This is a genomic window from Nocardia otitidiscaviarum (assembly GCF_007362295.1).
GTDB lineage: Bacteria > Actinomycetota > Actinomycetes > Mycobacteriales > Mycobacteriaceae > Nocardia > Nocardia otitidiscaviarum.
Window position 1 is genome coordinate 3,309,082 of the sequence record NZ_CP041695.1, and the last position, 25,053, is coordinate 3,334,134.

The following is a 25,053-nucleotide window of genomic DNA, read 5'->3' on the forward strand; positions in this document are numbered from 1 at the left end:
ATCCGCACCGGCACCGCGGGTGGACATCACCCCGACACCCCCCTGAGGAGTACCCCGTCACCCACTACCACCGCGGGTCGATGTGCGGCGCCGGCCCTCTGCCTAGCCTCGAATCGGTGATCAAGACAGAATCGGTGCTCGAGACTTCGCGTCGCACCGTCGCCATACTGGTCGCGCTGGTCGCGCTGGCCGCCTGCGGTTCGGCTCCCACCGTCGAACAGCCGACCTCCGACACCGAGTCCGCGCCGCGATTGCCCGCTCCGACAGGTCATTTCACCGTCGGGCGTACCGTGCACCACCTCGTCGACGCATCCCGCCGCGCCCCTTGGACGCCGGAGCGCGACCGTGAGCTGATGGTCAGCGTGTATTACCCGGCGCAGCCCGGAACCGGCACGCCCGCACCGTACGCGACCCCTGGGGAAGCCGAGTTGCTGCTGCGCCGCGAGGGCGCGCCCGCGGACCCGGAGGCCGCCCGGCTGCTCGGCGCCACCCGCACCAACAGCGCCGCCGATGCCACACCGGTCGACGGTTCCCACCCGCTGGTCGTGCTGTCGCCCGGATTCGGCGCACCCCGCTACACCCTCACCACCCTCGCGGAGGACCTCGCCTCGCACGGCTATGTGGTCGCGGCGGTCGACCACGTCAACGAGGCGTCCGGAACCGAACTCCCGGACGGACGGATCGCCACCTGCCTGGTCTGCGAGACGGTGGACACCCCGGGCACGCTCGACACCCTCACCGCGGCACGGGCGGCCGATGTGTCCTTCCTGCTCGATCGGTTGGCCGCGACCGCGCCGTCGTGGCCCCCGGCCCGGTACGTGGACGCGAGCCGGATCGGTATGGCGGGCCATTCCATCGGCGGTGCCGCGGCCGCCGCGGCCATGGCGCGGGATCCACGGGTGCGCGCCGGAGCGAATATGGACGGCGCGTTCTTCGGTGCTGCGCCCGCGGACGGGTTCGGCGACCGCGCCTTCCTGATGCTCGGCACCGATGACGAGACGCACCGGCCCGGCGGTGCCGACACCACCTGGGACGCCATGTGGGCGGCACTGCACGGCTGGAAGCGGTGGCTGACCGTCACCGGTTCCGATCACTTCACCTTCAGTGACAGCCCCGTGCTGGTCGAGCAGTTGGGCGGCGGAGCCGATCTGCTCGGCCTGCCGACGACGAGCACCCTCTCCGGGCCGCGTGCGGTGGAGCTCACCCGTGCTTACGTCCGCGCTTTCTTCGATCGGCATCTGCTCGGTGTCGCACAGCCACTGCTGGACGGCCCGCACCCGGCCTGCCCGGAGGTGCGCTTCCAGCACACCTGAACCGTGCCGGGTTCGCCGCGGCGGGCTGGGCGCGGATCGTCCGTATCGTCGATGTGGACATGTTGATCTTCCTACTGGTCCTCGCGGGCTTCGCGTTCCTGGACTCGCTCGACGTGCTGATGGTCGGCGTCACCACGGCGGTGATCTACGACAGTCGGCTCGGTCGCCGCTCACCGGTGCCCGGAGTGCTCAGCTTCCTCGCCGGAGTCTTCGCCGTCACAACGACTTTCGGCATCTGCACGGTACTGGGGTTGAGTTTCGTCACCGACCTGGTGGATTTCACGGTGACGCCGACGCTGCGGTACTGGGGTGAGCTGATCGCGGGAATCGTACTGTTGGCGCTCGGGGCCGTCCGCATCTCCGGGAGTACGACGGCGGCGGTGCCGACGTGGGCGCTGGAGGCGCGGCGACGGCCGTGGCTGCTCGGGCTGGCGGGGATCGCCATCGGTCTCGGGCAGGCCCCCACGGCGGTGCCCTATCTCGCGGCCCTGGCCATGCTCTCGGCACGCGACCCCAGACCCGCGCTGTGGCCGCTGATCATCATCGGATACTGCGCCATCGCGCTGCTGCCACCGGCCCTGGTCCTGCTCACCGCCACCCGCGAGACCGCCCGGGCGCGGCGGTTCCACCGAAGCCTCGTCCGGGGTATGCGCCGGTTCGGCCCAGCGTCGGTGCGGGTGCTGTTCCTGATCTTCGGGGCCGTCCTCGTGATCGACGCGCTACGCCACCACGCGGTGCTGTGGTGAGATCCGGCGCAGCTCACGCACCACTACCCGGCGGCGGATCCGTGGGGGATTCGGCACGGTGCCGGGCGAATTCACGGCCGACGGCGGTGATCGGCGAGTCGCCGTAGATCCATTCGCGGGCGATGCGGTGCCAGTTGTTGGTGGCGGTCAGGCTGCCGATGGTGCCGAAGGTCATGAGTTCGGCGCGGCGGGAGAACAGGTGTTCGGCGGGCAGGTTGTCGACGCGCTGTACGACGGCGTCGGCGCGGGGGTCGACGGCGCGGGCGAAGGCGGTGGTGGCGATATCGCCGGTCACCGTGACCTCTTCGTCGACCAGACTCCACCACGCGGTCGCGGCGATGTACTCCAGGCATTCCTCGGCGGGGACGGGCGTGGTCGGGTCGATGACGCCGCGGCGCACCAGCAGGGTGCGCAGATCCTCCGCCCGCCCTTCGACGGCGGCGCGGACGCAGTCGATTTCGAAGCGCACGTATTCGGGACGCATGCGGTGGAACAGCCCGAAGTCGACGAATGCCACGCGCCCGTCCGCGCCGAGCAGGACATTGCCCGGGTGCGGGTCGCCGCAGTACTCGTTGTCGCGGTAGAGGGAGCCGACATAGAAGCGGTAGACGATCTCGGCGATGCGTTTGCGGTGCGGCGCGGGCAGTTCCGCGCCCGTCACGAAGGGCCGTCCGTCGACGAGGTCGCTGACCAGCACCCGGCGGGTGCACAGGGGTGCGACGACATCGGGCACGTGCACGAGGGTGTGATCGCGGTAGCGGTGGGCCATATGCCGCTGTGCCCGCGCCTCGGCCAGGTAGTCCAGCTCGCCGGTGATGGCGAGCGAGACTTCCTCGAGTACTCGGGAATCGGCGAGGGCGGGCAGCATGGGCCGCCAGAAGGCGGCGAACAGCCGTAGATTCTCCAGGTCGGCGCGCACGGCCTCCTCGATCCCCGGGTACTGCACCTTCACCGCCACCGCGCGGCCGTCCCGCATCCTCGCGCGATAGACCTGGCCGATGGACGCGGCCGCCAGCGGCTCGGTGTCGAACTCGGCGAACACCTCCCGCATCGGCCCGAGGTCGGCCTCCAGTACCGAACGCAGCTGCGGGAAGGGCATGCGCGGCGCTTGATCGCACAGGTCGGCGAGGCGTTCCCGGAAACGCTCCCGGTGCGATTCCGGGAACATGTCCAGGTCGAGCAGCGACATGGTCTGCCCGACCTTCATGGCCGCGCCCTTCATCCCGCCGAGAATCGTGAACAGCTGATCGGCGGCCCGCAGCGTCTGCTTCTCCGCCAGCCGCGCCCGCAACTCCTCCGACCGCCCCACCATGGACAGCCGAACCCCGGTGTCGCGCAGCACCTCTCGCGCCACCGCCCGACCGAGTCGGTGGGCGCGAGCGATCCGGCTGGTCGGGATGCGATCGGCCACCCCACCATCGTCACCACCGGTGCGGCGCACTGTCAAAGGTCGGCTCGCACCCCGCTGTCCCGGAACACCGACCGAAAGGGCACCCGACGCGAACGCACGCCGAGTCACACACGGCAAGTACAGCGCGCGACGCCGCGCGTTCCGCGCGCGAGATGCCCCTTCGGCCCCGACCGCGAAGTCGGTCACCGCGGATGCGAGCGGAGCGGCCACGTGGGGTGGTCGCCGCTCCTCGAGCCGGTGCTCAGTGTTGTTGCGGGCCGGGCTGTTGGGGGCCCGGGCGCTGCGGGTCGTAGTAGGTCGGCTGCTGCGGGTAGGACACCTGGTGCGACGGGTCGGGGAGGCCGCGCTGACCGGAGTCACGCTGACCCATATCGCGCTGGCGGCCCAGTGCGGCGGCGGTGGGATCCTCCACCGGCTGCCGGGCATCGGCCTCGGCGGCGCGGACCGCGCGTTCGGCGGCCGGGTCGGTGGCCATATCGAACCAGTCGGCGACCTCGTCGGAATCGTCCTCGGGGCGTTCGCCGGTGTCTCCGTCGGGGGCCGGTTCGTAGCGGAAGACGCCGTCCTCGCCCTGGGTGGCGAAGTTGCGGGCGAAGCCCTCCAGGGCCTTGCCGAAGTCGCTGGGCACCATCCACACCTTGTTGGCGTCCCCACGCGCGACCAGGGGCAGGGTCTGCATGTACTGGTAGGCCAGCAGCTCCGGCGTCGGCTTGCCGGACTTGATGGCCGCGAACACCTTCTCGATGGCCTTGGCCTGGCCCTGCGCCTGCAGATAGGCGGCGGCGCGCTCACCCTGGGCACGCAGGATGCGGCCCTGCCGCTCACCCTCGGCGGACAGGATCGCCGACTGCTTGGAGCCTTCGGCGGACAGGATCTGCGCCTGCTTCTGACCTTCGGCGGTCTTGATGGACGCCTCCCGCTGACCTTCCGCGGTGAGGATCATGGCGCGCTTCTCGCGGTCGGCCTTCATCTGCTTCTCCATCGACTCCTGAATCGACGGCGGCGGATCGATGGCCTTCAGTTCGACGCGCGAGACCCGCAGCCCCCAGCGGCCGGTGGCCTCGTCGAGCACGCCGCGCAGCTGGCTGTTGATGAAGTCACGGGAGGTGAGCGTCTCCTCCAGGGTCATGCCACCGACCACGTTGCGCAGCGTCGTCACCGTCAACTGTTCAACGGCGGCAATGTAATTGGAGATCTCGTAGACAGCGGCCTGTGGGGTGGTGACCTGGAAGTACACCACCGAGTCGATCTGCACGGTCAGGTTGTCCTGCGTGATCACCGGCTGCGGCGGGAAGGACACCACCCGCTCGCGCAGATCCACCTTGGCGCGAATGCGATCGGCGAACGGCACCAGGAAGGTCAGCTGACCGGACACGGTGCGGGAGTAGCGGCCGAGGCGTTCGATGACGGCCGCCTCCGCCTGCGGCACCAACGCCACCGATTTGAACACCACCACCACGACCAGCAGGACGAGTACGGCGGCAACGATGAGTACAGCCATAATTTACGGCCCCTTCCACACGACGGCGGTCGCGCCGTCGATCTCCGCGACGTAGACGGTCGCGCCTTCCTCGTAACGATCGGACGGGTCGAGCGGCCGGGCGCTCCACACCTCGCCCTCCAGTTTGACCCGCCCGCCGTGCTCGTCGACGGGCTCCAGCACCCGCGCCGTCTTGCCCGGCAGCGCCTCCATACCCATGGGCTTGGCGGGGCGAACCGCGTAGCGGCGCAACAGAACCGGACGGACCACCAGCATGAGCGCGACGGCGGAGATGCCGAACACCACCGCGTCGACGATCAGGGAGGTGTCCGTCAGCCCGCTCACGCCGGCCGTCACCAGCGCGGCACTTCCCAACATGAGCAGGGTCAGATCCCCGACCAGTACCTCCGCCGCCGCGAGAAGCAATCCCGCGACCAGCCAAATGATTGCGGCCACGCCTCCACCCTAGTGCTTTTACCGCTACGTCGGCGGAGATCGAATCCGAACGTGACCTGATACCGGTGCGTGATCCCCCACCGGCGTCGACGACCCGCACGCCCAACTGGTCTCGCGGCGCGGCCGGTGTCGCGGTTCACCCCCGTGGCACGCGGGTCGCTGCCCCGCACGGCACGCTCGGACCGGTACCTTCTATGCGGTGAGCGGGCGTGACATGTACGGCGGTGACATCTACTCGGGCCATACCCGGAAACAGCGGCGCGAGGTGCCGAAGGTGGTGGCCGAACGCGATCTCGTCGCCGAGGACGCCGCCACCGGATTCTGCGGTGCCGTAGTGGGTTTCGACCGCAGCTACGACGGCGAGTTCGTGAAGCTGGAGGACCGCGCCGGTCGGGTACGGCTGTTCGCGCTGCGCGAGGCGGCCTTCCTCATCGACGGACGGCCGGTGACCCTGGTGAAACCCACGGCCACCGCGCCCCGGCAGCCCACGCGGTCCGCCTCCGGTTCCACCCGGGTGGACGGGCTGCGCGCCCGGGTGGCGCGGGCCAGCCGGATCTGGGTGGAGGGCGTGCACGACGCCGCCCTGGTGGAACGGGTATGGGGGCACGACCTGCGGGTCGAGGGCGTGGTGGTCGAGCATCTGGAGGGGCTGGACAACCTCGCGCAGCGGCTGGGCGAGTTCGGCCCGGGGCCGGGTCGCCGGGTCGGTGTCCTGGTCGACCACCTGGTGACCGGTTCCAAGGAGACCGGCCTCACCACCGGACTCGGCGAGCACGTCCTCGTCACCGGCCACCCGTACGTGGACGTGTGGGAGGCGGTGCGGCCCGCCGCGCTGGGCATTCGCGAATGGCCGCGGGTGCCGCGGGGCGAGGATTGGAAGACGGGCGTCTGCACCCGGCTCGGCTGGGGCACACCGCAGGACGGATGGCGGCGAGTGTACAACGCGGTCAACAGTTTTCGCGATCTGGAGAGTCCGCTCATCGGCGCGGTCGAACGACTCATCGACTTCGTCACCGAACCCGCCTAGGACCGCGTGCGACCGCCGCACGTCGCGCGCACCTCGATCGTGTTGTGCGCACCGACCGGCACGGCAGGAGCAGCGGTGGTGGACCTCCGGATGCCCGGCCCATCCACCGGGCTTCCCGCTCCGCGCGCCCGGTCCGCAGCCCTCCAGTTATCCTCGAAGAATGAGTACCCCGAGCGCCACGCTGACGGTCTGGGCAGGCTCCTGGCTGGCCGGGCACAGCGCCCCCGACGACGTGCTGGACGCGCTGCGCGCCTGGGCGCCCCGGCAGACCGTGGCCGCCGGGGATCCCGTCACGGGCGGTCACACCGGGTTACCCTGGGCGTCCGACGACTCGCTCGACGCTCACGGCGCCGGAATCATGGTGCTGCTCAAGTTGATTCGGGAAGCCGTGGCCGGGCCGGGCGCTCGGGCGCGGCTGGTACTGCCGGTCCCCGGCGATGTGCGCGGCCTGCCGGGCGGCACCGAATTCGCCTCCGCCGCAATGGAGGTCGGCGAGGGGCTGCTCTTGGGCGCACCGGGCGGCCACGGCACCGGCCTGGTACCGACGTGGTCCGACGACGACACCCTGCGGTGGACCGTCTACGCGACCCCCGTACCGCCGACCTCCGAACCCGATATGCCCCTGGGCGAGGCGGAATTCACCATGCGGCAGGCGGTGCGCGACGCCGCCGACGCGCTGCAGCGACTACAGACCACCCGCCTCGGCACCGGTACGGCGGGACCGCGCGAACTGGTGGAGGCGGAATTGGCGAGTCATTCCAAACACCGCTACCCGGATTCCATGCCGCTGCGGGCCCGGCGCATTCTCGACACCGCCGACCAGGTGGCCGCCATTCTGACCGTGGCCGAACGCGAGCCCGCCTCCGCACCCACCTCCGCCAGTGCGGCCGCCGCGCAGGAGACCCTGCTGCGCCCGCTCTGGAACGCGATCCGCGGTGCCCGGCTGGCGGCGGTCCATGCTGCCGGGTCCTGACCCGGACGCGCCCGCCGTGCGGGAAGATCGAGCCATGAACGACGCCCTACGGTTCGTTTCCACCGTCGACGAGCTCGACGCGCTCCCGCTGCTCTCGGTCATCATGGCCGCCAAACCGTCCCGCTCGGTCTTCCAGAAGTGGATCGACCGCCAGGAGGGCGGACCCACCTGGGTTCGCATGATGAGCGACGACCGCTACACCTCCGAGGAGCTGAGCGTCGGCCCGTTCCCGCTCTCGGCCCCGCAGCGGTTCTGGTTCGTCGTGCTCTACGACCCGTCCGTGCAGGGCCATCCGAACGATTGGGAGATCGCCGACGAGCTGGCGCGCGACCGCGCCGAATAATCGGATGCGCGAGCCCACGACGCCGTCCTACCGTGGGTCGGGTGGAGGTCATGTTCAAACGCACCGGCCAGCGCCGCTACGCGACGGTGGTGACCGATGCCGCGCACGGTGCCCGCGAACTCGATCCGGCTCCCGGATATCACGATGACGTCCCGCACGATCTGGCGCACTACCTGGTGGAATGCGAGCTCGGCCTGACCGGTGGGGTGTTCGGTCGCGCCGCCCGCGGCGGCGGCGCGTTCCGCCCGGTGTCCACGGGCGCGCAGGATGCCCGCGCCGCCCGCCGTCATTCCCGCAAACAGCGCCAGCGCGAGGACCGGCTGCGCCTCACCGATCACGACGGCGACAACGAGATGAACCTGTCCGAGCGCCTCGCCGGGCTGTGCCTGGTGTACTGGGCGCGGCGGCACGACCCCACGGCGCGGCGACCCTCCTGGGCCGCCGCCGAGGCGGAACTGGACGAATCGCACCGCGCCGCCCTCGAACGGATCGTCGACCGCCTCGATGTGCTGGCTCCGCGCTGGCGGGCGCTCCGCGTCGGCGATGCGATCGGCTTCACCTGGCCGCATCCGGAGCCGACGACACCGTAGACACCTCCGATGACGCGCACGGGACGCGGGCGGGATTCACCGTCCGCGGGCCCGCGCGGCGAGCGGTTTCGGCCACCGGACGTGCCTATACTCCTGCACCGAATCGCACCGCCGCACTACCGTCCGGCAGTCCGCGGCGGCTCATATCGCTCGGTCCCCGCATGTCTGATCGAATCCCGCACGCCCGTGGACGAATCTCGGAGGTACCGCATGAGTCGACACACGCCCTATTTCGCCGATGTCCAATCGCACTACGACCTCTCGGATGAATTCTTCTTCCTGTTCCTCGATCCGACCCGCACCTACAGCTGCGGATATTTCGAGCGCCCGGACTATTCCCTCGAACAGGCGCAACTGGCCAAGATCGACCTCGCGCTCGGAAAGCTCGACCTGCGGCCGGGAATGACACTGCTCGATATCGGCTGTGGTTGGGGATCGACCATGCTGCGGGCGTTGGAGCGGTACGACGTGAACGTCATCGGTCTCACCCTGAGTCGCAACCAGCACACATATGTCGAATCGCTGCTCGACCAGCGGCCCTCGGGTCGCCGCGCCGAGGTCAGGGTGCAGGGGTGGGAGGAGTTCGACGAGCAGGTCGACCGGATCGTCAGCATCGGCGCGTTCGAGCATTTCCGGCGCGAGCGCTACGCGGACTTCTTCGACTTCGCCTATGCCGCGCTGCCCGACGACGGTCGAATGCTGTTGCACACCATCGTCATGTACACACAGGGACATCTGCACGATCACGGCATCACCTACACTCGCGACGATGTCGATTTCCTGAAGTTCATTCGGAAGGAGATCTTCCCGGGCGGGTGCCTCCCGTTTCCGGCCAGCTCGGCATTCGGCGGCGTCAAGGAATTCGCCGAGGCCGCCGATTTCACGGTGGAACGGATTCACCCGCTGCAACCGCATTACGCCAAGACCCTGGACCACTGGGCCGAGGCGCTGCGGCAACGCCGTGCGGAGGCCATCGCGCTGTGCGGCGAGGAAACCTATGACACCTACATTCGGTATCTGACCGGTTGCGCGGCCCGATTCCGCTCCGGGCTCATCGATGTCATGCAGTTCACCTGCGTCAAATAGCGGACGGCGACCGGTGGGTCGGAACCGTCCCGAGCCACCGGCCCGCCGGGGTCCCAGGCGTCACACTCGCTGCTCCTGCTGCTCGTAATAGGGCTTCATGGACGGGTAGTAGTCGTCGAAGCTCGGCTGCGCCGCACCGTGTTCGGCGGCCACCCACGCATCCAGGTAGTATTCCCAGCCGGGGCCGACGTCCGCGGCGGCGACTCCCGGTGCGAGGTGCTGGGTGAAGGTGAGTTCGGTACCGTCGGACCGTTCGGTGAGCACCGCTTCGAGCACCCATTCGCCGAGGTCGTCGGTCGTGCGCAGGATCAGGTGGCGGGGTGGTTCGCAGGTGTCGATGTGCATGTCGAAGATGGGCTGATTCTCCTCGAAGAGCATGCGCACCTTGATGGTTCGGCCCGGCCCGGCGTCACCCTCCCAGGAGCCGTACCAGCGGGCGGTGCGTTCGGATTCGGTGACGCTGGCCCACACGTCCTCGATGGGCGCGCGGAAGTTCCGGGTCAGGACCAGGTCGCGGCCCGCTGCGGTGCGGAGCAGGCGACCGTTCGGTTGGGGTGTCATGCGGTGTTCTCCTCGGTGTCGGGCTCGGCCGGGCGGGTGCGCCGGTCGCGCCGGGTGCGGAAGACTTCGGTCTCGAGTGCGTCGAGACGCCGTTCCCAGGTGTCGACGGTGGCGAATTCCGCGATCCAGTCCGCGATCTCGCGGAGCGGTGCGGGATCGAGGCTGTAGTAGCGCTCCCGGCCCACGAGTTCGTCGTGCACCAGTCCGCTTTCCCGCAGCACGCGCAGGTGACGGCTGATGGCCGGGCGACTGATCGGGAAGTGCGACGCGATCGCACCGGCCGTGCGCCGCTCGGCGCGCAGCAGGTGCAGGATCTCCCGGCGTACCGGGTCGGCTATCGCGGCGGCTACCTCGTCCACCGCCAAAGCGTAACCGATCAGTTACGCGTTTGACCAGACCTCGGCGTCATACGACCGGAGACACGCCGATCCCGGCGGTCGAGGCGATCCCGCCGATCCCGGCGATCCCGCCGATCCCGGCGATCCCGGCGGTCGCGGCGGTCGCGGCGAGCCCGGCGTTCGCGCCGTTCGCGCCGTTCGCGCCGTTCGCGCCGTTCGCGGCGAAGGATCCGCTCGGAGCGCGTTACGCGCGGGCGATGGCGTAGAGGTCCCGGGCCGGACCGGTCGGGCGCTGCCCGCGCGGCCAGACCGCACGCAGCGGCCGTTCCAGCTCGAGCCCGGACACGGTGGGCGACAACAGGATTCCCTCAGCCAGTTCACTCGCCACGGCGAGCGAGCTGAGCACGGCCGGACCCAGCCCGGTCGCCACGGCCGTCTTGATGGCGGTGGTCGAGGACAGTTCCAGCAGGACGTCGGGCTGCCAGTCGGGGATGACGCGCCGCATGGCGCGCTCGAAGGAGATACGGGTACCGGACCCGGACTCGCGATAGATCAGCGGGGTTGCCGCGAGATCGTCGACGGTCAGTGCGGTGCGCCGAGCCCACCGGTGTCCGGGCGGGATCACCACCACGAGGCGGTCACGGCACACGATATGCCCCTCCAGATCGCGCGGCACCGTCGGACTCTCGACGAAGCCGATATCGACCCGCCCGTCCAGCACCGCGCGCACCACCTCGGCGGAGTTCCCGGATTCCAGGGCGATGGTGGTCGCGGGCTGCCGCGCGCGCAGCGACATCAGCCACTTCGGAAACAGGTACTCGGCCACGGTCTGGCTGGCCGCCACCCGGAGCCTGGAATCCCGCTCGGCGCGCAGGGAGTCGATGCCGGCGTCCAGGCGTGCGGCCGCGTCCACCACCTCGCGGGCCCAGGTGGCGATGAGGGCTCCCGCGGCGGTCGGACGCGACCCCAGGGAGGTGCGCTCCAGCACCGGCACACCGACCAGTCGCTCGAGGTAGCGGATGCGGGAACTCGCCGAGGGCTGGCTGATGCCGTGCGCCTGCGCCGCACGCCCGAGACTGCCCAGTTCGATCACCGACAGCAGCAGGTCGAGGGCGGCCACATCGGGCACTCGCGGCGACAGGGGCATAGAACGAGTCTATGGAACCATCGGCGCGCGACCGCTACCGGGGGGCGCTGCGCCGGGCGCACGCTGGAGCCATGACCAGCACACTCCCCCGCCCCGCAGTGTTCCGCCGGCACAGCACCCGGCCGGTGCGATGGACGCGGGTCGAGCGCTCCGACGCCTTCCGGCATATCGGGCCGAACTGGTTCGCCGCCGTCATGGGCACCGGCATCGTCGCCACCGCCGCGGTGACCCTGCCCTGGCAGCCGCACGGGCTGCGCGGGGCGGCCACCGCCGTCTGGGCGCTGGCCGCCGTGTTGCTCGTCGTGGTCGCCGGTGCTTTCGCCGTGCACTGGATGCGGCATCCCGAGGCGGCGCGGGCGCACGGTCGGCATCCGGTCATGGCGCACTTCTATGGCGCACCGCCCATGGCGCTGCTGACCGTCGGCGCGGGCACCCTGCTGCTGGGTTCGGACGTGATCGGTATGCGGGCCGCGGTCGCCGTCGACTGGGTGCTGTGGTCGGCGGGGACCGTACTCGGGCTGCTGACCGCGCTGGTCATCCCCTATCGAATGATCACCGGGCAGCCCAGCCGCCCCGAGGCCGCGTTCGGCGGCTGGCTCATGCCGGTCGTGCCGCCCATGGTCTCCGCCGCCACCGGCGCGCTGCTGATCCCGCACCTCCCCGCGGGCCAACCGCGGTTGACCATGATGTTCGCCTGCCTGGCCATGTTCGGGCTGAGCCTCATCGCCGCCGTCATCACCATCACCCTGATCTGGTCGCGGCTGCTGCACCACGGTCCGCCCGCCAGGGAATCGGTGGCCACAGTGTGGATCGTGCTCGGCCCGCTGGGCCAGTCGGTGACCGCCGCCGGGATGCTCGCCAATGCCGCTCCGGTCGCGTTGCCTGATCCGTACGCTCGGGGCCTGCTCGTCTTCTCGGTGGTATTCGGCGTCGCCGTCTGGGGTTTCGCCATGCTGTGGCTGGGTCTGGCGCTCGCGGTCACCCTCCGGCACCGCACGGTCATGCCCTTCAACCTCACCTGGTGGGGCTTCACCTTCCCGGTCGGTACCTGCGTCACCGGCAGCAGTGCACTGTATGCCCATACCGGGGCCGACCTCTTCGCCGTCGCCGCGGTGGGACTGTACGTGTTGCTGGTGGGCGCGTGGGTCATGGTCGCCGGACGCACCCTCGCCGGAATCGGCGCGGGCACACTGCTCCGCCCGCCCGCTCCGGTAGCCGCCTGACCTGCGGCACACGGTGATTCGGAAAGTGCCGATCGCGCCGGAACCCAATCGTTCCGGCGCACCACGCATGTCCGCACACCCTGCCGCCTTGCACTCACTGCATCATTGCGGCGCATGCCTTTCAGGCCGATGCGTCCGGCGATCTCCCCGCTCAGGCGCGGCGTGTCGGGCGGTTGTGGCTGTTCGGCCGCGGGCGCGGCTGCGGTCGCGCCGCCACCGTCGGACGGTTCGCCCAGGACTCGAAGACGACCAGCGCCACGGCCGCCGCGATCAAGGCCAGCGCCACCGCCGTCGACTGCAAGATGACCACACAGATGGCGGCCGCTTCCAACAGCCCCAGCACCGGGGCCCACACGAAGAAGTCCGGCGTCCCGAAGGCCCGACCCTGCATTGATTCTCACCCACAATCCGGCTCGTGGCGGCGCGCCGCCGATCGTCCCGAGATGCTATCGGTGCTGCGGCGGATTCACAGCGCTGGGGAATCCAGTTCGCTCACCAGCCACCGACCGTCCGCCTGCTCCTCCAGCGTCACGACCATCGGCAGGGTGAGGCTCTCCGACTCGACCGTCGCATTACCGCGCGTCTGCTTGGCGATGGCGATCGTCCGGGCGGTCGTGCCCGCCATCGACACGAAGCCGCAGTGCACCTCGTCGAGACGGCTGCTGACCTGAACATTCATCATCGCGTCGCGCAGCGACCCTCTGCTTCCGGCGAACGACTCGTGCCACGATCCCGTGGTCGCGGCCAGCACGCTGTCGAAGTACGAGTCGAGATCGGCGTGGTCGTAGGTGCTCACCAATGTCACGAAGGCGCGGGTCGCCTCGACCGCCGCCTGTTCCCTGTCATCGACGTACTGAGCCTCGAGTACTTCCTGACGCAAGGTGGTCGCGCTGTCCCGCTCGTCGGCGTACCGCGTGTAGGCCAGACCGGCCGCGCCGATCCCCGCGACCGCGACCATCGCGCAGACCATCGCCGTGACGATCGCTCCCACGGAACGCCGCGCCGCTGTACTCGGCGGCGGGTACTGCCCCGGCGGCGCCCCTACGGGCGACCGACCGCCATCGTGCCCCATCCACTGCGTTGCCCCCGGATTCGGTTGCGGCGGTTGCGGAATCCGTTGCTCATGCTCGGGTGCGGACATGCGGGGCTCCCCTCCGGTCGACAGTGGCGACATCGTAACCGCCGCCACCGACCGGCGACCCACGCCGCTCCTCCACCCGTAACACGTTGACCGCCAGCCCGATTCAGCAACCACAGGACAACGACGGGACCGTGCGATGAACAAGCCGCGCCGCTGGCCGCGCTGGCTGCGGTGGGTAAGACCGCTACTGGGAGCGGCGGCCGCCGCGGCCCTGGTCACCGGCGCGTTCGCTATCCTCGCCCCCACCATCGATCACGATCGCCCCCCATCACCGATGTACCCACTACCGCCGGTCGTGTCCAAGCCCCTCAACACCGGCCAATGGCCCGCCCATCGCAGCCCCGGCACGGAACTGCCCGAAATATCGGACGAAGCCGAACGCTACCGCCGCCCCGCCCCCGCACAACGCCCCACGGGCAGCCAGCCTTAGCCATCCGGCACTCGGCACGGCGTCCGACGCAGCCCGTTCAACACCAGAGCGAACGCACCCTCTCCAACAGCGATGTCGCGCGCAAGGCATCGATCAGGATCGATATTCCGGTACAAGGTGGCAACCTATCTCGAAGTGCCGGGTTCCGATATCGAAGGAAGCGAGAGTGAATGCCCTGATTCTTGTTCGCCAGGGCACGAATCGAATTGCGGCGAGCAGGCCGAAAGCACACGGAAGAATTGGATTCTCATGTGAAGCTGTTTGATTCACATTCTCTTTCCGATTCTGCCGCAACCAATTTCGCGGTAGAATAAGGGCATGAATTCGGAGGGGGAAATCCAGCAGCGTGATCCCGCGCTCGCCATGTTGGCGACCGCGATCGACACGCTGTCGGCCGAGGACCTGACCGGATTCACCGACACCGAATTCGCCGCCCGCATCCAGGGATTGGAAGCGTGTCGCCGTCGCCTCGAAACGGTGGGGCATCGGCACGTGATCGAGATCAACGACCGACAGTTGTGGACCACCACCGGGTCGGTGGGGTTGTACCGGTACCTGGTGCAAACCCTGCGCCTGGCCAAGGCCGACGCCGTCGCCCGGGTGAAGGGTGCCGCGCAGTTGGGGGTGATGACCAGTGCCTACGGCGAGAAGTGCGAACCCCGTTTGCCCGCTACGGCGGCCGCGCAGGCCGAGGGGGTGATCTCGGGGGATCATGCGCGGGCGGTGATGCGGGTGATGGACCGCATCCCCGACGCGGTCGACACAGAACACCGCGCGGTCGCCGAGGAACACCTCGCCGACGCCGCCCGGGCCGGGACGCCGGAGATGGTGGGCAAGGTCGGTGACCGCATCCTGGGCTACCTCGACCCCGACGGGACACTCACCACCGCGAAGGACCGAGCCCGGGTGCGGGCGGCCACCTTCGGAGAGCAGCGTGTGGATGGGATGAGCCCGTTCCAGGGGTGTTTCGATCCGGAGTTGCGGGCGATGGTCGATACCGTGTTCGCGAAGTGGGCGCGGCCGGGCATGTGCATGCCCGACGACCCCGACAGCCCCCAACTCGGGACGCACGATCCTGACGGGTTCGATCCGAACCGGTTGGCGGCCGCGGTCGGGCGTGATGTGCGGTCTGCGGCGCAGCGGCGGCACGACGCGTTGAAAGCGTTCCTGTCCGCCAGTGGCCCGGCCAGCCTGGGTGGGCATCGCGGCCTGCCGGTGTCGATCGTGCTCACGATGTCGGTCACCGACCTGGCCCGGGGTGCGGGGGTGGCGCGGGCTGCGTCGGGGACGACGATCCCGGTGCGGGAGGCGTGGCGGATGGCGCAGGGCTCGATCCCACTGTTGCTGCTCTTCGACGAAACCGCGGGCAAGCCCCTGTATTTGGGGGAGGGTGCAAGGATCGCGTCGCCATGGCAGCGGTTGGCCGCCATCGCCCGCGACCGGGGCTGCACCCACCCCGACTGCTCCGCACCAGCCACCATGTGCGCGATGCACCACCTCATCCCGTGGGCCGCGCACGGTCCGACCGATATCGACAACCTCACCCTGGTCTGCGATGCCCATCACGCGCAGATCACCGCCGACCCCGAGGATCCGGGCGGGTGGGCCACCCACCGCCTCCCGCCCGGTGGCGCGGATGCGGGGCGGACGGCGTTCTGTCCACCGGTCTCGGTGGATCCGTACCGCCGACCGAGGGTGAATCGGTTCCATCACCCCGAACAAGTGCTCGCCGACAGTGTGAAACGCCGCCGCGCCCGACTGCTGGCCGACCGCACAGCTGTATCCCGGCACAGCACCGCCCGCACCAGGGAATCCCGCCGCCGGGAGTCTTACCCCGCGTGCGAGCCGCTTGGTCGCGAATCCCTGCACTGCGAATCCGGTGGTGGTCGCGAGTTCGGGCACGGCGAACCCGGCGGCAGTCGCGAGTACGGACACCGCGAACCCGGTGACAGTCGCGAGTACGGACACCGCGAACCCAGTGGCAGTCGCGAGCCCGTACACCGCGAACCCGGCGGCGGTCGCGAATCCCAGCACCACAGATCCCGCTACGGCCACGAGTCCAGGTACCACGAATCCCGCCACGACCGCGAAGCCCGGCGTCCTCGCGAACCCCACCGCGCCCGTGAATAGAGCCGCCCCGTAAGGCCCTGGCTCTTGGCGATTCGCACACCAGCACCGCACACGCACGGCGAATGCCTTTGCCGCGCGGCGGAATTGGCCCTGCTACCAGGACTATCCGCCCTCTACACACCCTGCGGAATCGCGAACACCACCTGCACCCGCTGCGTGGGCCACTCTTCATCGTGTATCAGGGTGGCCGTTCGCAGTGAGTCAGCCGCTCAGCCCAAGGCGACCAGGAGACTCGTCACCGTCAGAGCCAGCGAGACTGGCGTCATGACGTAGCGCTCCGGCTTGCTTCGGGAGGCCGAGTTGGCGGCGACGCCGAGCGCCATGAATCCGACGATGAACCAGGCCGCTACCCTCGTCACCGAATCGTCGAGTATGTCGATCACGTCGGCTCGGTCGAGAATCACCAGCGCGAAGACCGCGTACAACAGCAGGCTCATGCCACTGGCGATTCGCAAGCGCGCGGGGAGAACTCGCCGACCGCCACCCCACGCGAACGCTCCCCAGGGAGCCCCGCACGCCAGTGCCACCTGGAATACCGCGAGAACACTCAGCACGACGACGAAGGACACTGCCGCGATCACGGATAGCAGTGTAGTGACGAACCGAACCGATAATGAGGTTCGGCAGGAAGAAGGGATGGACGTACTGGTCGACGGAACCATCGGCGCGCGGGCCGTGTGGACGGTATTCGCGCTCGTAGTGTGCGGTTACGGTTTCTTCGTCGCATCCGAGCCCTTCTATCAGGTGAGCACCTGCGAAATCATCAACGCCGATACCGCATGCACGAGTTCACTATTCGCCCATTATGGTTGGCGACTCGGAATTCTGATCGCTTGTTCGACCGCGATATCCGCGTTGCCCGCACTCAACCCGACCCGCACGGCAGAGTGGAGCGCTGCGGCCCTGCTGACCGTGGGGCTGATATCGCTGTCGGCAATTCTCGACCTACCGGTGGCCTTGTACTACGCCCACATCGTCGTCACGGCACTGCTCTTGGCAGCCCTGCATGTCGGGGCCACTTTCACCGGTTGCGCGGGCCATGATCGGCCGCGTCGATCTGTTCGCGCAGGATATCGCCGTGGCCCGCATGCCGGGCGAATTCCTCGATCATGGCGAGCAGGGTCCACCGGAGGCTGATCGTGCCCTCCTGCGGGATGTCCCTGGTGTCGTCGAGGTCGAAGTGGGAGGCGATCTCGCGGGATCGCTGGCTGGCGCGTTGGAATTCGGCGATGACGTCGGCCAGTGACTCGTCGGCGGTGACGGTGAAGGTGCCCTCGTCGCGGTGCGCGTAGCCGTCGCATTCGGATGCGTCGAGTCCAGCCCAGAAACGCTGGAACCAGATTCGTTCCGCGGCGGCGGCATGTTTGAGCAGGGAGATCGGCGTCGTCAGCGAGGTGACGAGTCGGCGGCGGGCGTCGGTGTCGGACAGGCCGCGCGCGGTCGCGATGAGTGCTTCGCGGTTGCGGTCGAGGGTGTTCTCGAGGAGCGTGCGTTCGACGCCATTCGTGATTCGGTTGGTAGTCATGGGTTCTCAACTCCGTTCTGTGGCAGCAAATGGCCCTCGATGGCGCGGCGTGACCGCTCAGCGGCTGATCGAGGGAGAAGAGGAAGCGTCCGGCGCTGGTGAACGACCGGGAAAGAGAGTTGCTCGCCGCGGATGGCGGACCGAGCGTGGGCGATATGCCTGCCTGAACCATACCTGGTTTCCAGCCTCGGTAGGTGCGAACCACCCACGAACCCCCGCTCTGCAACATGTTCTAATACATAAGGTTTGCCAGTAGAAGGAGTTGAGCGGATGACGGCGTTCTTCACCGTGGTCGACGGGCGTTATCGTGCCACCGAGATGGCGGAGAGCGCGTGGTCCGCTCGACAGTTGGCCGGGACCGCGGTGTGCGGGCTCTTGGCCCGCGAAGCCGAGTTCCATGCTCCGGCGGGGTTCCTTCCCGCGCGGTTCACCGCGGATCTGTTCCGCCCGGTGCTCAACGAGCCGATCGACGTGCACGCCGAGGTGGTGCGCGACGGGAATCGGGTGCGAGTGGTCGATACGTCGATCGTGCAGCACGGCACCGTACACGCACGGGCGAGCGTGATGTACCTGGCGGTCACCGACCCGCCGCCCGGACAGGTGTGGGAACCGACACGAGATCTACCGGTACCGACGCGACGGCTGGCGGGTGAGCACGGCGATCCTCCGCTGTTCAAATCCGGATCCGCCGACTGGACCGGCGATTTCGCCTCCGGCCGCAACAGCGACCGCAAAAGCGTCTGGCACAACCTCCCCGCCCTGGTCGACGGCGAGCCCATCTCCCCGTTCCAACGCGCCGCCTTCGTCGGCGACGCCACCAACCTCGTGTGCAACTGGGGCACAGACGGCGTCGGCTACATCAACAGTGATGTGACCGTCACCCTCGCCCGCCTCCCCGAAGGCCACGAGGTGGGACTCCAAGCCCGCGACCACGTTTCGGCCAACGGCATCGTCGTCGCCACCGCCACCATGTACGACCGCCACGGCCCCCTGGGCACAGCCGTCATCACCGGCATCTCGAACGCCCGCCGCCAGGTCGACATGGCCGCCTTCGCCGAATCCAGATCCATCCCGGCCCCGACCCTGCACTGAGTTACCGGACGAATTTCCGAAATTCGGTGGACCCGATGTCGGTCTGTGCGGATCATCGTCGGGTGACCATGAATCCGCAGGAACGTCTTCGGTTGATCGATCGGGTGGAGAACGCCGGGTCGGTGGCCGATGCGCTCTCGTGGGTGATGAATCTCGACGACTCCGATTCGCCCCGCGATGTGATCGACGCGTTGGGGCTGGCGCCGTTTCTCGGTGGGGAGCAGCCGCATGCGGTGTCGGTGCAGTTGGAGCATGTGAAGCCGGATGCGCCGTTGCGGCCCGAGGACGCGCGAATCCTGCGGACCAGTGACGAAGACGGCACCGAGGCGGTGCTGTCGGTCGGGACGGGGTGGACGCTGCGGGTGGTGCGGCGCAAGACCGGGAGTGCGTCGCTGGATGTGTGTGCCAGCAGTGCGGAACTGGCGCGTGCGGTCATCGCGGCGTGCAGCGCCGACGCCACCGTCGAGCCGGAGCCGGATGCCAGTCGGGTGTCGATGGGGTTCTGGCACAACGGCGCTCATGGGCCGCAGCGGCGGGAGCGCACCATCACCGCCGACGCGTGGGCGGAGGTCGACCGCAACTACAGCGCCGACGTCGCCGCCGCACTGGGCCGGCTGATGGCGATGCGGGCCGAGGAGGTCAGCGGGCGGCTGTTGCTGCTGCACGGCCCGCCCGGAACCGGGAAGACATCCGCGCTGCGGGCGTTGGCGCGGGAGTGGGCGGACTGGTGCCAGGTGGACTGTGTGCTCGACCCCGAGGTGCTGTTCTCCAATCCGGGCTACCTGATGGAGGTCGCCATCGGGGTGGACACCTACGACGAGACCAAGCGGCGCTGGCGGTTGCTCGTTCTCGAGGACTGCGACGAGCTGATCCGCGGCTCCGCGAAGGAGTCCACCGGGCAGGGACTGTCGCGGCTGCTGAACCTGACCGACGGCATGCTCGGACAGGGCCGCGATGTGCTGGTGGCGATCACCACCAACGAGAACCTGTCCCGCCTGCACCCGGCCGTGGTGCGGCCGGGTCGATGCCTGGCCCAGCTGGAGGTCGGCCCGCTCGGGTTCGCCGAGGCCACCGCGTGGCTGGCGCGCGAACTGGGTGACCGTCCGCGGCCGGTGGTCGGCTCCGACGGCATGACCCTCGCGGAACTCATTGCCGCACGCGACGATACGGATCGCATCCAGGCCGTTCCCACAGCCCCGACGGCGGGCGGCTACCTGTGAGCAGGTGTCGATCTTCCGGCTGTCGGCCCACCCGCCGCGCCGATCGTGGCACGGCGCGAACGCCCGTACCGCTCAGCGGCGCGCGGGCGGCTCACAACAGCCGGGAACACACGGTGCGCCGTTCGTAGTGCAGCCCAGAGCGGTCATCGCACTCGAGCGCACGGGCTCGGCCCCACTCCGGTACTCCTCCACCAGCGCGGCGACCATGTCCGCGAAGCGCGGATCGGTACCGGGTGTGGCGGCCCGTGCGAACGCCATACCGTATTCGTCCGCGCGCGCTTTGGCCTCATTGTCCAGATCCCAGATCACCTCGAGGTGATCGGACACGAACCCCACCGGGCACACCACCACCGCGTCCACCCCGCGTTCGTGCAGCGCATCGAGGTGATCGACGATATCCGGCTCCAGCCACGGCACCTGCGGCGGCCCGGACCGCGACTGCCACACCACATCGAATTCGCCGATGCCGACGGCCGACGCCGCCAGCCGCGCCGCCTCGGCGACCTGCGCGCTGTAGAGGCCGCTCTCCCCCGGCGGACCGGAGGCATTGTCGGCCGAGACCGGAATGGAATGCGCGGTGAACACCAGCCGCGCCCGATCCCGCCGATCGTCCGGCAATGCGCCCAGCGCCGCGCGAATTCCGTCGGCGACGGCCGCGATGAACAGCGGATGGTCGAAGAACTGACGCAGTTTCACCAGCTGCGGCGCATCGGCCACCGCCGCCCGCGCCCGCGCGATGTCCTCGTGATACTGACGGCACCCGGAATACCCACCCCATGCGGAGGTGGGGAAGACCAGCGCCGACCGGACACCGTCGGCGCGCATGCGCTCCACGGTCTCCTCGACCATCGGATGCCAGTTCCGATTGCCGAAATACACCGGCAGTTCGATACCGCGCGTGGCGAATTCGGCCTCGATCGCCTTGATCATGTCGCGATTGAGCGCATTGATCGGCGACACTCCGCCGAAGTGCATATAGTGCTCGGCGACTTCGGCGAGGCGTTCGGGTGGCACTCCCCTGCCCCGAGTGACGTTCTCCAGAAACGGCATCACGTCCTCGGGGCGCTCCGGGCCGCCGAAGGACAGCAACAGCAGTGCGTCGACAGCCACGGATCCTCCTCGCCTATCGCAATCTCGCCTATCGCAATCTCGCCTATCGCACTGCGGACTAGTCGCCGAAACCGTTCTCCGGGAACCAGGTGTTGTGCGACGCGCCGCCGTCCACGTAGATGATGGAACCGGTGGTGCCGGGCAGCCAGTCCGAGAGCAGCGCCGCGATGGACTTGGCGACCACGGTCGGATCGTCGACGTCCCAGCCGATGGGCGAGGCGCCGTCCCAGTAGGTGTTGAGCATGTTCAGCTGCTTGGCGTCATCGGTGGCGGTGCCCGCGATGGCCTTGGCGGCCAGGGTCTTGATCGGCCCCGCGGCGATGAGGTTGGAGCGAATCCGCTTGGCCTCGCCCACTTCCCGCGCCACATACCGGTTCACCGATTCGAGCGCGGCCTTGGCCACGCCCATCCAGTTGTAGTACGGCATGGCGGTGCGCGGATCGAAGTCCATGCCCACGATAGAGCCGCCCTCGTTCATGACCGGCAGCACGGCGCGGGCCAGGGAGGCGTAGCTCCAGGCCGAGATCTCGAATGCCTTGGCCGCGTCCGGGCCGGGGCCCTGCAGGAACGGCACGGCTTCCGGACCCATGAGGGTCTTGGGCGCGAACGCGATGGAGTGCAGCACGCCGTCGATGCCCTCGGGAGCCAGTTCGCGCAGCTTGGCGGGCAGGTCGGCCAGATTCACCTCGTCGGTGACATCGAGGCCGATGGCCGGGGGCACCTCCTGCGGCAGGCGCTTGGCGATGCGGTCGATCAGCCGCAGTCGCTCCGGAATACCGGTGATGATCACCTTCGCGCCCTGTTCCTGCGCGACCCGGGCCGCGTGGAAGGCGATCGACGAATCGGTGATGATGCCGGTGATGAGGACGGTTTTTCCGGCGAGCAGTCCACTCATGGGTTGGTCGGTTCTCCTCGTTGACAAGTATTGCGGGCCTGTGGGATCGGGGGCGGGCCTCAGTGGCCCATGCCCATACCGCCGTCGACGGGGATGACGGCGCCGGAGACGTAGCGCGAATCCTCGGAGGCCAGGAAGCTGATCACGGCCGCGACGTCCTCGGGCTGGCCCAGGCGCTGGAGCGGAATGAACTTCTTGGCGGTATCGCGCAGATCATCGGGCAGCTCGGCGGTCATATCGGTTTCGATGAAACCGGGTGCCACCACGTTCGCGGTGATGTTCCGCGAACCCAGCTCGCGGGTGACCGAACGAGCAAGTCCGATCACACCGGCCTTGGAGGAGGCGTAGTTGATCTGGCCGGGGCCACCACCGAGACCGACCACGGACCCCAGGAAGATCATCCGCCCCCACTTGGCCCGCAGCATGGCGCGATTCGCGCGCTTGGCACAGCGGAACGCACCGGTGAGGTTGGCGTCGATGACGCGGGTGAACTGTTCCTCGCTCATGCGCATGAGCAGCGTGTCGTCGGTGATGCCGGCATTCGCGACCAGCACCTCGACCGGACCCTGATGCTGTTCCACCTCGGTGAAGGCGGCATCCACCGACTCACTGTCGGTCACATCGCATTTCACGCCGAAGAGACCCTCCGGCACCCCCGACCCACGATGCGTGACGGCCACCTTGTGTCCGTCGGCGAGCAGACGCTGGGCGACCGCGAGTCCGATGCCGCGGTTACCGCCGGTCACCAGTACCGACCGGGAAGTGAAGTTCGACATATGAGTCAACCTATCTGTTCGTAGTGACGGCTCGGCGCGCGGTAGGCGAATTACGGCAGGCGCTGACGATAGACCAGAGCCGTCACGACGCCGGCGGCGGTCACCAGCATGCCGAGGATCAGCCACGGTCGGCTGGCATCGCCCATGGTCATCTCGTAGCCGATCTGCTGCTCCAGGGTGTCGTACACCTGGTTCAGTTCCTCCAGGCTGGACGCGGAGTAGAACTCGCCGCCCGACAGCGTGGCGATCTCGTGCAGCGAATCGTCGTCCACGGGCACCCGCACCCGCTGTGCGCCCGTACCGTCCTGATCCGGGATCTCAACCGTGCCCCAGGTGGTGCCGAAGGAGATGGTCGAGACCGGCACACCCTTCTCCTTGGCCAGCCGCGCCGCGGTGAAGGCGTGCCGGGGATTGTCGACGTCCTTGTCGTCGGGCACGGTCTGCTTGCCGTCGGACATGAGCACGATCCGCGCGGGCGGCGGTGTTTCCGCACCGCCCAGCACCGCGCCCAGGGTGTCGATGGATTGCAGCGCGGTGAGAATGCCCTCGCCGGTGGCGGTGCGCTCGGACAGCTTGATGTTGTCGATGGCCGCCTTCACCGCCTCGCGCTTGGTGGTGGGCTGCATCTGCACCGAGGCGGTACCGGCGAAGGTGACCAGTCCCAGATTGATGCCGGGGGTGAGTCCGTCGGCGAACTCCTTGGCCGCCTGCTGCGCCACCTGGAGGCGGCTCGGCGGCACGTCGGTGGCCTCCATGGACAGTGAGACGTCCATGACCAGCACCACGGTCGCCCGGTTGCGCGGCACCTTCTGCGCCGCGGTGGGTCCGGCCGCCGCGACGGTCAGCGCCGTCAGGCCGACCAGCAGCAGCGCGATCGGCACATGCCGCCCGACCCCGGGCCGTTTCGGCGCGACCTTCTCCAGCATCTCCATATTGGAGAAGTTCATGAGATGGCGTTGCCGCCGCCGCTGCGCCACCACATAGCCCAGCGCGAACGCCGCCACCACGAGGAGGAAGAACAGCCAGCCGATATGTTCGAAATTCGAGAGTGAGAAAGTCACTGGCGCGGCACCCGCCCGGAATTCGGGGCGCCGAAGGTATGGCGCCGGGTGGACACGAACCGGACCACGTCGGCGATCCAGTCCCGATCGGTGCGCAGCGGCATCACCGGGGCGCCGCAGCCGCGCAGCGCCGCCTCGACCTGTTGGCGGTGACGGTGCGCGGCGCGCGCGTAGTCGGCGCGCAGCGTGGGAGTCACGCCGAATTCGCGGGTGCGCCCGGTCTCCGGATCGTGCAGCACCACATCGCCGATATCCGGCAGTTCCAGATCGCGCGGATCGAGGATTTCGACCCCGAGCAGATCGTGGCGGGCCGAAATGGCGCGCAGGCTGCGCTGCCAGTCGATATCGCCGAGGAAGTCCGAGATCACCACGGCCAGACCGCGTTTGCGCTGCGGTCGGCGCAACGACTCGATGGCGCCGCGCAGATCACCGCGCACCCCGTCGCGGGCGTGCGGGGTGGTGGCGATGGTGCGCAGCATGGATTGCGCGTGAATGCGCCCGGTGCGGGCGGGAATTCGAATGAGCCGCTCGCCGTTGGCGACCACCGCGCCGATCCGGTTGCCGCCACCGCTGGTGAGGTGGGTGACCGCCGCCGCGGCGGCGACGACGAGATCGCGCTTCTGGCACAGCGCGGTTCCGAAGTCCAGGCTGGCCGACAGGTCGATCACGAGCCAGGTCTCCAGCTCACGGTCGGCCACCATCTGGCGTACGTGCGGGTGGGTGGTGCGGGCGGTCACCGACCAATCCATCTGCCGCACATCGTCGCCCGGCTGATACATGCGGGCATCGCCGGGTTCGGATCCCGGGCCGGGAATCAGGCCCAGGTGGTCACCGTGCAGCACGCCGTCGAGGCGGCGGCGCACGGTGAGCTCGAGGGTTTTCAACGCCGCCGCGAGCTTCGGGTCGTCGAGACTGCCCGACCGGAACGAGGGCGGGGCATGGGAGGTGCCGCTGGGGTTCGACATCGTCACGGGCGCAA

The 25,053-nt window shown here is 68.9% G+C and carries 26 protein-coding genes; 11 read left to right on the plus strand and 15 right to left on the minus strand.

Annotation, left to right across the window (positions count from 1 at the left end):
• Positions 1-116 precede the first annotated feature (116 nt).
• Positions 117-1,313, plus strand: coding sequence for an alpha/beta hydrolase family protein (locus tag FOH10_RS14625; RefSeq protein WP_244961986.1), 1,197 nt, complete (start codon positions 117-119; stop codon positions 1,311-1,313).
• A 59-nt stretch (positions 1,314-1,372) separates the two neighbouring features.
• Entirely contained in the window at positions 1,373-2,059 is a 687-nt protein-coding gene (locus FOH10_RS14630) for a GAP family protein (RefSeq protein WP_143981128.1), read from the plus strand.
• Between the two features lie 13 nt (positions 2,060-2,072).
• Here FOH10_RS14630 and FOH10_RS14635 read toward each other — a convergent pair whose 3' ends face one another.
• From FOH10_RS14635 to FOH10_RS14645, 3 genes are all read right to left on the minus strand, one after another.
• Entirely contained in the window at positions 2,073-3,470 is a 1,398-nt protein-coding gene (locus FOH10_RS14635; protein ID WP_143981129.1) for an ABC1 kinase family protein, read from the minus strand.
• 241 nt (positions 3,471-3,711) lie between these two features.
• On the minus strand, positions 3,712-4,971 hold the full coding sequence (locus FOH10_RS14640; RefSeq protein WP_228814685.1) for an SPFH domain-containing protein: 1,260 nt from the start codon (positions 4,969-4,971) through the stop codon (positions 3,712-3,714).
• 3 nt (positions 4,972-4,974) lie between these two features.
• Positions 4,975-5,406, minus strand: a complete 432-nt coding sequence (locus tag FOH10_RS14645; RefSeq protein WP_029928649.1) for an NfeD family protein — start codon at positions 5,404-5,406, stop codon at positions 4,975-4,977.
• A 214-nt stretch (positions 5,407-5,620) separates the two neighbouring features.
• On the opposite strand from FOH10_RS14645, the gene FOH10_RS14650 reads away from it, so the two are divergent.
• The 5 genes from FOH10_RS14650 (at position 5,621) to FOH10_RS14670 (ending at position 9,425) form a co-directional block, all read left to right on the plus strand.
• Entirely contained in the window at positions 5,621-6,433 is an 813-nt protein-coding gene (locus FOH10_RS14650; RefSeq protein WP_143984095.1) for a DUF3097 domain-containing protein, read from the plus strand.
• 160 nt (positions 6,434-6,593) lie between these two features.
• Positions 6,594-7,406: a hypothetical protein gene (locus FOH10_RS14655; protein ID WP_143981130.1), complete on the plus strand. Its 813-nt coding sequence runs from the start codon at positions 6,594-6,596 to the stop codon at positions 7,404-7,406.
• A 34-nt stretch (positions 7,407-7,440) separates the two neighbouring features.
• Positions 7,441-7,749, plus strand: coding sequence for a hypothetical protein (locus FOH10_RS14660; protein ID WP_029928655.1), 309 nt, complete (start codon positions 7,441-7,443; stop codon positions 7,747-7,749).
• Positions 7,750-7,790: 41 nt separating this feature from the next.
• On the plus strand, positions 7,791-8,339 hold the full coding sequence (locus tag FOH10_RS14665; RefSeq protein WP_143981131.1) for a hypothetical protein: 549 nt from the start codon (positions 7,791-7,793) through the stop codon (positions 8,337-8,339).
• Positions 8,340-8,549: 210 nt separating this feature from the next.
• Positions 8,550-9,425: a cyclopropane mycolic acid synthase family methyltransferase gene (locus FOH10_RS14670; RefSeq protein WP_143981132.1), complete on the plus strand. Its 876-nt coding sequence runs from the start codon at positions 8,550-8,552 to the stop codon at positions 9,423-9,425.
• Between the two features lie 60 nt (positions 9,426-9,485).
• Here the strand turns inward: FOH10_RS14670 and FOH10_RS14675 are convergent, their stop codons facing one another.
• The 3 genes from FOH10_RS14675 to FOH10_RS14690 form a co-directional block, all read right to left on the minus strand.
• Positions 9,486-9,986: an SRPBCC family protein gene (locus FOH10_RS14675; RefSeq protein WP_143981133.1), complete on the minus strand. Its 501-nt coding sequence runs from the start codon at positions 9,984-9,986 to the stop codon at positions 9,486-9,488.
• Complete coding sequence (locus FOH10_RS14680) at positions 9,983-10,345, minus strand: metalloregulator ArsR/SmtB family transcription factor (protein WP_039814658.1); 363 nt, start codon at positions 10,343-10,345, stop codon at positions 9,983-9,985. The genes FOH10_RS14675 and FOH10_RS14680 overlap by 4 nt, the downstream gene beginning before the upstream one ends.
• 223 nt (positions 10,346-10,568) lie before the next feature.
• On the minus strand, positions 10,569-11,471 hold the full coding sequence (locus FOH10_RS14690; RefSeq protein ID WP_143981134.1) for a LysR family transcriptional regulator: 903 nt from the start codon (positions 11,469-11,471) through the stop codon (positions 10,569-10,571).
• Between the two features lie 71 nt (positions 11,472-11,542).
• Here FOH10_RS14690 and FOH10_RS14695 point away from each other — a divergent pair, with 71 nt between their 5' ends.
• Positions 11,543-12,694, plus strand: a complete 1,152-nt coding sequence (locus FOH10_RS14695; RefSeq protein WP_143981135.1) for a TDT family transporter — start codon at positions 11,543-11,545, stop codon at positions 12,692-12,694.
• A gap of 151 nt (positions 12,695-12,845) precedes the next feature.
• Here FOH10_RS14695 and FOH10_RS14700 read toward each other — a convergent pair whose 3' ends face one another.
• Positions 12,846-13,085 (minus strand): hypothetical protein, encoded by a 240-nt coding sequence (locus FOH10_RS14700; protein ID WP_143981136.1) that lies wholly within the window; start codon positions 13,083-13,085, stop codon positions 12,846-12,848.
• 75 nt (positions 13,086-13,160) lie between these two features.
• On the minus strand, positions 13,161-13,652 hold the full coding sequence (locus tag FOH10_RS14705; protein WP_143981137.1) for a hypothetical protein: 492 nt from the start codon (positions 13,650-13,652) through the stop codon (positions 13,161-13,163).
• Positions 13,653-14,583: 931 nt separating this feature from the next.
• Here FOH10_RS14705 and FOH10_RS14710 point away from each other — a divergent pair.
• Entirely contained in the window at positions 14,584-16,395 is a 1,812-nt protein-coding gene (locus tag FOH10_RS14710; protein ID WP_143981138.1) for an HNH endonuclease signature motif containing protein, read from the plus strand.
• Positions 16,396-16,604: 209 nt separating this feature from the next.
• Here the strand turns inward: FOH10_RS14710 and FOH10_RS14715 are convergent, their stop codons facing one another.
• The gene (locus FOH10_RS14715; protein ID WP_244961987.1) at positions 16,605-16,976 is read right to left on the minus strand and encodes a hypothetical protein; all 372 of its coding nucleotides are present in this window, start codon (positions 16,974-16,976) and stop codon (positions 16,605-16,607) included.
• A 440-nt stretch (positions 16,977-17,416) separates the two neighbouring features.
• Positions 17,417-17,920, minus strand: coding sequence for a DinB family protein (locus tag FOH10_RS14720; protein ID WP_143981139.1), 504 nt, complete (start codon positions 17,918-17,920; stop codon positions 17,417-17,419).
• Positions 17,921-18,190: 270 nt separating this feature from the next.
• On the opposite strand from FOH10_RS14720, the gene FOH10_RS14725 reads away from it, so the two are divergent.
• Both FOH10_RS14725 and FOH10_RS14730 read left to right on the plus strand, forming a co-directional pair.
• Positions 18,191-19,012 carry a thioesterase family protein gene (locus FOH10_RS14725; protein ID WP_143981140.1) on the plus strand — a complete coding sequence of 274 codons (822 nt, stop codon included), beginning with the start codon at positions 18,191-18,193 and terminating at the stop codon, positions 19,010-19,012.
• Positions 19,013-19,080: 68 nt separating this feature from the next.
• Positions 19,081-20,232 (plus strand): DUF5925 domain-containing protein, encoded by a 1,152-nt coding sequence (locus tag FOH10_RS14730; RefSeq protein ID WP_186000905.1) that lies wholly within the window; start codon positions 19,081-19,083, stop codon positions 20,230-20,232.
• Positions 20,233-20,304: 72 nt separating this feature from the next.
• Here the strand turns inward: FOH10_RS14730 and FOH10_RS14735 are convergent, their stop codons facing one another.
• From FOH10_RS14735 to FOH10_RS14755, 5 genes are all read right to left on the minus strand, one after another.
• Entirely contained in the window at positions 20,305-21,282 is a 978-nt protein-coding gene (locus FOH10_RS14735) for a ferrochelatase (RefSeq protein WP_244962080.1), read from the minus strand.
• 118 nt (positions 21,283-21,400) lie between these two features.
• Positions 21,401-22,237 carry an NADH-dependent enoyl-ACP reductase InhA gene (inhA, locus tag FOH10_RS14740; protein WP_029928678.1) on the minus strand — a complete coding sequence of 279 codons (837 nt, stop codon included), beginning with the start codon at positions 22,235-22,237 and terminating at the stop codon, positions 21,401-21,403.
• A 59-nt stretch (positions 22,238-22,296) separates the two neighbouring features.
• A complete protein-coding gene (fabG1, locus tag FOH10_RS14745; protein ID WP_143981143.1) occupies positions 22,297-23,013 on the minus strand; it encodes a 3-oxoacyl-ACP reductase FabG1 in 717 nt (238 codons plus the stop codon).
• A 50-nt stretch (positions 23,014-23,063) separates the two neighbouring features.
• Entirely contained in the window at positions 23,064-24,074 is a 1,011-nt protein-coding gene (locus FOH10_RS14750) for a VWA domain-containing protein (protein ID WP_143981144.1), read from the minus strand.
• Positions 24,071-25,039 (minus strand): DUF58 domain-containing protein, encoded by a 969-nt coding sequence (locus tag FOH10_RS14755; protein ID WP_143984097.1) that lies wholly within the window; start codon positions 25,037-25,039, stop codon positions 24,071-24,073. The genes FOH10_RS14750 and FOH10_RS14755 overlap by 4 nt, the downstream gene beginning before the upstream one ends.
• Between the last annotated feature and the right edge of the window lie 14 nt (positions 25,040-25,053).

Coding starts and splice junctions, on each gene's coding strand:
- FOH10_RS14630 (WP_143981128.1), top strand. CDS start 1,373: ATGTTGATCTTCCTACTGGTCCTCGCGGGCTTCGCGTTCCTGGACTCG.
- FOH10_RS14640 (WP_228814685.1), bottom strand. CDS start 4,971: ATGGCTGTACTCATCGTTGCCGCCGTACTCGTCCTGCTGGTCGTGGTG.
- FOH10_RS14650 (WP_143984095.1), top strand. CDS start 5,621: ATGTACGGCGGTGACATCTACTCGGGCCATACCCGGAAACAGCGGCGC.
- FOH10_RS14655 (WP_143981130.1), top strand. CDS start 6,594: ATGAGTACCCCGAGCGCCACGCTGACGGTCTGGGCAGGCTCCTGGCTG.
- FOH10_RS14660 (WP_029928655.1), top strand. CDS start 7,441: ATGAACGACGCCCTACGGTTCGTTTCCACCGTCGACGAGCTCGACGCG.
- FOH10_RS14670 (WP_143981132.1), top strand. CDS start 8,550: ATGAGTCGACACACGCCCTATTTCGCCGATGTCCAATCGCACTACGAC.
- FOH10_RS14675 (WP_143981133.1), bottom strand. CDS start 9,986: ATGACACCCCAACCGAACGGTCGCCTGCTCCGCACCGCAGCGGGCCGC.
- FOH10_RS14690 (WP_143981134.1), bottom strand. CDS start 11,471: ATGCCCCTGTCGCCGCGAGTGCCCGATGTGGCCGCCCTCGACCTGCTG.
- FOH10_RS14695 (WP_143981135.1), top strand. CDS start 11,543: ATGACCAGCACACTCCCCCGCCCCGCAGTGTTCCGCCGGCACAGCACC.
- FOH10_RS14700 (WP_143981136.1), bottom strand. CDS start 13,085: ATGCAGGGTCGGGCCTTCGGGACGCCGGACTTCTTCGTGTGGGCCCCG.
- FOH10_RS14705 (WP_143981137.1), bottom strand. CDS start 13,652: ATGGTCGCGGTCGCGGGGATCGGCGCGGCCGGTCTGGCCTACACGCGG.
- FOH10_RS14710 (WP_143981138.1), top strand. CDS start 14,584: ATGAATTCGGAGGGGGAAATCCAGCAGCGTGATCCCGCGCTCGCCATG.
- FOH10_RS14720 (WP_143981139.1), bottom strand. CDS start 17,920: ATGACTACCAACCGAATCACGAATGGCGTCGAACGCACGCTCCTCGAG.
- FOH10_RS14725 (WP_143981140.1), top strand. CDS start 18,191: ATGACGGCGTTCTTCACCGTGGTCGACGGGCGTTATCGTGCCACCGAG.
- FOH10_RS14730 (WP_186000905.1), top strand. CDS start 19,081: ATGAATCCGCAGGAACGTCTTCGGTTGATCGATCGGGTGGAGAACGCC.
- FOH10_RS14735 (WP_244962080.1), bottom strand. CDS start 21,282: ATGCCGTTTCTGGAGAACGTCACTCGGGGCAGGGGAGTGCCACCCGAA.
- inhA (WP_029928678.1), bottom strand. CDS start 22,237: ATGAGTGGACTGCTCGCCGGAAAAACCGTCCTCATCACCGGCATCATC.
- fabG1 (WP_143981143.1), bottom strand. CDS start 23,013: ATGTCGAACTTCACTTCCCGGTCGGTACTGGTGACCGGCGGTAACCGC.
- FOH10_RS14755 (WP_143984097.1), bottom strand. CDS start 25,039: ATGTCGAACCCCAGCGGCACCTCCCATGCCCCGCCCTCGTTCCGGTCG.